This is a genomic window from Pseudomonas sp. P4_C3 (assembly GCF_056402075.1).
This window is the reverse complement of record NZ_JBFUIC010000278.1, coordinates 1-5,434: the sequence shown is the minus strand read 5'-3', so window position 1 is coordinate 5,434 and position 5,434 is coordinate 1. Positions and strand designations below refer to the sequence as shown.

Sequence of the window (5,434 nt, the reverse complement as noted above, 5' to 3'; positions counted from 1 at the left end):
GGGCAAGATTGTGCTGGAAGGGTTCTGAGGCGCTGAAAAAAACCATCGCTGATTTCATCGCCTTCTGCGTTTTTTCGTCTGCGACCGGGACGTCCCGGTCGCAGACGCCCCCTGTGGGTGCCATCAAAAAGCCGTGTTTTTTTTAGTTACAAACCGTCAGTCCGACAGTTGACCCTTGTCACAATGGTGCTCGTATTCAGGACTACAATCGAATCTCCTGCGAGGCAGCCTTTTACGAGACATCTTTTACGAGACATCCTTTACGAGAGGAGTTCAGCTATGAAGATCCTGATAAAAGAACTGGCAAAGTCCCAGTGGCAAGTTCGCTTAGACCAACATGCTGTGACGTTCCGCAGCGAAGCAGAAGCTCGCGCTTTCACCCGTACTCTTGAAGCCCGCATCCAGGCCCCTCACCCCATTCCCGTCCTCCACCCGCAGCGTGCAGCCGGCTGACTCCGGCCTCAAACCTGGGCTTGCGCCAGCGCCCGGGCATTTTGCAAGCGCCGGGTGAACATCGCCGCGCTCACCACCAGAATTCCACACAGGCTGATGACCATGGCCATCGGCACGGCGCTACCGTCGTGCAGCACGCCCACCAGCGCAGAGGCACCGGCAGCCACGCTGAATTGCAGGCAGCCGAGCAGCGCCGACGCGCTGCCGGCCCGTCCGCCCTGCCCGCTCATCGCGCAGGCCGCGGCGTTGGGACTGATGCAACCGAGGCTGGCGATACAGATGAACAATGGAATCAGCAGCGGCCACAGGTGTGCCGGGTGCAGGGAGCTGACAGCGAGCAGGGTCAAGCCGGCCGCCAGATAAACCCACACCGCGCGCGCCAGCAAGAACATCGGGCCACGTTTGGCCAGTAACCGCGCATTGACCTGAGCCACCAGAATGAAACCCGCCGCATTGGTGCCGAACAGCCAGCCGAAATGCTCGGCTGGAACGCCGTAGAGCTTGATGATGATGAAGGGTGAGCCGGCGATGTAGGCAAACATCCCGGCGATGGCGATGCCCCCGGTCAAGGCATGGCCGAGAAATATCGGGTCAGCCAGCAACCGGCCGTACTGACGCAGCGCACCCGACAACGGTTGACGCGGTATGTGGGCCGGCATGCTTTCCGGCAATCCCGTCGCCACCGCCAGCCCCGCCAGCGCACTGAAAGCGGTCAAGGCCAGGAAGATCGACTGCCAGCCTGTGGTATTGACCAACAACCCACCCAGCAATGGCGCGAGGATGGGGGCAAGCCCCATCACCAGCATCAGTTGCGAAAAGACTTTCGCCGAACCCACCGCATCACACTTGTCGCTGACCACCGCCCGGGAAATCACCATCCCCGCGCAGCCGCCCAGCGCCTGGACGAAACGCGCGCCGATCAGCCATTCCAGATTCGGCGCATAGGCGCACGCCACGGAGGCAACGGTGAACAGGCCGACACCGGTGAGCAACGGAATGCGTCGCCCGAAACGATCCGCCACCGGACCATAGGCCAACTGACCGATGGACAAGCCAAGGAAGTACGCCGCCAACGTCATCTGAACGTGATTTTCGTCCGTCCCGAAAGCCAGAGCCATGGCCGGGAAGGCTGGTAGATAGAAGTCGATCGCCAGCGGACCGAAAGCGCTCAAGGCGCCAAGTATCAGAATGGTACGCAAGTTCATCAGGCATCCAGTGGGGCAGAAGTCGGCAGCCCGACAGTCTAGCCGCACATGGACGCCTTGAACATTCCGGTAGCTCGCTAACTATCAAATTCAGACCAGTTTGATGCCGTAACCCTCTTCGCTGATCGCCTCGATCACTTGCTGGGCGGTCAGCGCACTTTCGACACCGACCTCCCTGGCCGCCAGATCAACCCGCACACTGGCCGCCGGGTCTTTGGCCTGGACCGCCTGAGTGATGGCCTTGACGCAGTGACCACAAGACATGCCTTCAACGTTGAACACTTGCATGGGATGACTCCTTTTCCGAGGTTGAACCCAGTTTTGAGCTTGCCACCATGGCAAGGTCAAGTTCTGAAGCTAGCTGCCGGGCTGGCAATCGGCGCGACGCTCGGCCAAGCTGCGTCCATCAATGACTCGAACTCAGGAGATTCAGCCATGCGCTGGTCAGTTTTCAGCCTGTTTGGTTTTCTCAGCCTTTTCGCCGCCGTGCCTTCGGCCAATGCTGCCGGTCAGGATTATGGCGTGCTGATCATTTCCCGCGAGCGCCTGGAAGTCGCGACCAGTTGCGAAATCGGTGTGTACATCCAGGATCAATTGGCGGCGCGGCTGTTTCAGGAACAGAGCACCTCGTTCAACCTGCCGCCGGGCATCGTCTCGCTGCGCCTCAAACTGCTGCCGGGCCAGGTGCCGGGTTGCACTCCGGGCATGCTCGCGCCGGGTTCACAGGATATCCAGCTCAAGGCCGGGGATGTGCTCAAGTACCGGATCGCGATGACGCAGGAAGGGATGTACCTCAAGCGCGCCGGTCTCGGCTACTGACACCCGTCCCCCCTGTGGGAGCGAGCTTGCTCGCGATTGGGCCGGCACATCCAACATCCACATCGTCTGACACACCGCCATCGCGAGCAAGCTCGCTCCCACAAGGGATCGCGGCCAGGCACAGATCCCGGGGGACTCCCAAATCAGATTGGCACTTGACCTTGCCAGCATGGCAAGGTTGATCCTGTGGTCATCTACTACAGGGAGTGCGACCGATGTCCGAATCCACCACGTTCGACCTGCCGATTGCCGGCATGACCTGCGCCAGTTGCGCCGGACGGGTCGAGCGCGCCTTGAGCAAAGTCATTGGCGCCAGTGCCGTCAGCGTCAACCTCGCCACTGAACAGGCGCGGGTGCAGGCACCCAGCGACAGCTTGCCTGCCTTGATGGATGCCGTAGCCAAGGCCGGCTACAGCGTGCCGCAGCACAACCTGGAACTGAGCATCGACGGCATGACCTGCGCGTCTTGCGTCGGCCGGGTCGAGCGCGCGCTGGGCAAGGTTGCGGGAGTAAAAAGCGTCAGCGTTAACCTGGCCAACGAACGTGCCCACCTTGAACTGCTCGGCCAGATCGATCCGCAAACCTTGATCGCGGCCGTGACCAAGGCCGGTTACGCCGCCAGCGTATGGGAAGCCGAACACCCGCCAACCGGCAATCAGCAACAGCGCCTGCACCGCGAACGCCTGGCCTTGATCTTCGCCATTGCCCTCGCCATGCCGCTGGTAATGCCGATGCTGCTACAGCCATTCGGCGTGCACTGGATGCTCCCGGCCTGGGCGCAATTCGCCTTGGCCACACCGGTACAATTCATCTTCGGTGCACGGTTTTACGTCGCCGCCTGGAAAGCCGTGCGCGCCGGGGCCGGCAACATGGATCTGCTGGTCGCCCTGGGCACCAGCGCCGGGTATGGCTTGAGCGTGTACGAATGGGCCACCGCCGCCGGGCGCATGCCGCATCTGTACTTCGAAGCCTCAGCGGTGGTGATCGCGCTGGTGCTGCTGGGCAAGTACCTGGAAAGCCGCGCCAAGCGCCAGACCGCCAGCGCCATCCGCGCCCTCGAAGCCTTGCGCCCGGAACGGGCGATTCGGGCGCTCGATGGCCACGAGCAAGACGTCGCCATCAGCGCCCTGCGCCTCAATGATCTGGTGATGGTCAAACCCGGTGAACGCTTCCCGGTAGACGGCGAAGTGATTGAAGGCCAGAGCCACGCCGACGAAGCGCTGATCAGTGGCGAGAGCCTGCCTGTGCCCAAGCAGCCCGGCGACAAAGTCACCGGCGGCGCGATCAACGGTGAAGGCCGGTTGCTGGTGCGTACCCAGGCCCTCGGTGCGGAAACCGTGCTGGCGCGGATCATCCGTCTGGTAGAAGACGCCCAGGCCGCAAAAGCACCGATCCAGAAACTGGTGGATAAAGTCAGCCAGGTGTTCGTGCCCACCGTGCTGCTGATTGCCCTGGCGACCCTGATCGGCTGGTGGCTGTATGGCGCGCCGATGGAAACCGCACTGATCAATGCCGTTGCGGTGTTGGTGATCGCCTGCCCTTGCGCATTGGGCCTGGCCACGCCGACGGCGATCATGGCCGGCACTGGCGTCGCGGCGCGTTACGGGATTCTGATCAAGGATGTCGAGGCGCTGGAGCGTGCCCATGAAGTCAGTTCGGTGGTGTTCGACAAGACCGGCACCCTGACCTCGGGCACCCCGCGCATCGCCCACTTGAGCGCTATCGACGGTGACGAAGCCACCTTGCTGCAATGGGCCGGTGCCTTGCAGCGCGGCAGTGAGCATCCGCTGGCCAAGGCGGTGCTGGATGCGTGCAACGATCGCGGCTTGACCGTGGCCGATGTCAGCGACAGCCAGTCCCTGACCGGGCGCGGCATCGCCGGCAGCCTCGATGGTCGTCGTTTGGCGCTGGGCAATCGGCGTCTGCTGGAGGAAAGCGGCTTGAATGCCGGGTCGTTGGCCGACTCGGCAATCGCGTGGGAAAATGAAGGCCGGACCTTGTCCTGGCTGATCGAACAATCCCCAAAACCGCAGGTGCTGGGCCTGTTCGCCTTCGGTGACACCCTCAAGCCCGGCGCGCTGCAGGCGGTACAACAACTGAGCGCACGGAACATCAGTAGCCATCTGCTGACCGGCGACAATCGCGGCAGCGCCAAGGTGGTGGCCGAGGCACTGGGCATCCACGATGTGCACGCCGAAGTGCTGCCGGCGGACAAAGCCGCCACAGTCGCTGCACTGAAACAAACCGGGGTGGTGGCGATGGTCGGCGACGGTATCAACGACGCCCCGGCACTGGCCGCCGCCGACATCGGCATCGCCATGGGTGGCGGCACCGACGTCGCCATGCACGCGGCCGGCATCACCCTGATGCGCGGCGATCCACGGCTGGTGCCGGCAGCACTGGAGATCAGCCGCAAGACCTACGCCAAGATTCGCCAGAACCTGTTCTGGGCGTTCGTCTATAACCTGATCGGCATTCCATTGGCGGCATTCGGCTTCCTCAATCCGGTGCTGGCCGGTGCGGCCATGGCGTTGTCGAGCGTCAGCGTGGTGAGCAATGCGCTACTGTTGAAAACCTGGAAACCCAAGGACCTGGAGGACAACCGATGAACATCGGCCAAGCGGCCCACCACAGCGGCCTGAGCGCAAAGATGATCCGTTATTACGAATCCATCGGCCTGCTCAAGGCGGCCCATCGCACCGACAGCGGTTATCGGGTGTACGGCGATGACGACCTGCACACGCTGGCGTTCATCAAGCGCTCGCGGGACCTGGGGTTTTCCCTGGAAGAAGTCGGCAAGTTGCTGACCCTCTGGCAAGACCGCCAGCGCGCCAGCGCCGATGTGAAAGCGTTGGCCCGCCAGCACATCGATGAGTTGAACCAGAAGATCCGCGAGCTGGGTCAGTTGCGCGACACCTTGCAGGACCTGGTTGAGCACTGTCAGGGCGATCATCGGC

Annotated in this window: 6 protein-coding genes; 4 read left to right on the top strand and 2 right to left on the bottom strand. The window is 62.6% G+C overall.

Annotated features, from left to right (window positions below):
- Window positions 1-279: 279 nt before the first annotated feature.
- Complete coding sequence (locus AC1DVH_RS25580; RefSeq protein ID WP_007996470.1) at window positions 280-453, top strand: hypothetical protein; 174 nt, start codon at window positions 280-282, stop codon at window positions 451-453.
- Between the two features lie 8 nt (window positions 454-461).
- Here the strand turns inward: AC1DVH_RS25580 and AC1DVH_RS25575 are convergent, their stop codons facing one another.
- Window positions 462-1,658 (bottom strand): multidrug effflux MFS transporter, encoded by a 1,197-nt coding sequence (locus AC1DVH_RS25575; protein ID WP_477756152.1) that lies wholly within the window; start codon window positions 1,656-1,658, stop codon window positions 462-464.
- A 90-nt stretch (window positions 1,659-1,748) separates the two neighbouring features.
- Window positions 1,749-1,946, bottom strand: coding sequence for a heavy-metal-associated domain-containing protein (locus AC1DVH_RS25570; protein ID WP_477756151.1), 198 nt, complete (start codon window positions 1,944-1,946; stop codon window positions 1,749-1,751).
- A gap of 147 nt (window positions 1,947-2,093) precedes the next feature.
- On the opposite strand from AC1DVH_RS25570, the gene AC1DVH_RS25565 reads away from it, so the two are divergent.
- The 3 genes from AC1DVH_RS25565 to cueR all read left to right on the top strand — a co-directional run.
- On the top strand, window positions 2,094-2,477 hold the full coding sequence (locus AC1DVH_RS25565; RefSeq protein WP_477756150.1) for a hypothetical protein: 384 nt from the start codon (window positions 2,094-2,096) through the stop codon (window positions 2,475-2,477).
- A gap of 215 nt (window positions 2,478-2,692) precedes the next feature.
- On the top strand, window positions 2,693-5,086 hold the full coding sequence (locus tag AC1DVH_RS25560) for a heavy metal translocating P-type ATPase (protein ID WP_477756149.1): 2,394 nt from the start codon (window positions 2,693-2,695) through the stop codon (window positions 5,084-5,086).
- The coding region (gene cueR / locus AC1DVH_RS25555; protein WP_477756148.1) for a Cu(I)-responsive transcriptional regulator at window positions 5,083-5,434 on the top strand (352 nt) is incomplete at its 3' end. The genes AC1DVH_RS25560 and cueR, both read left to right, overlap by 4 nt.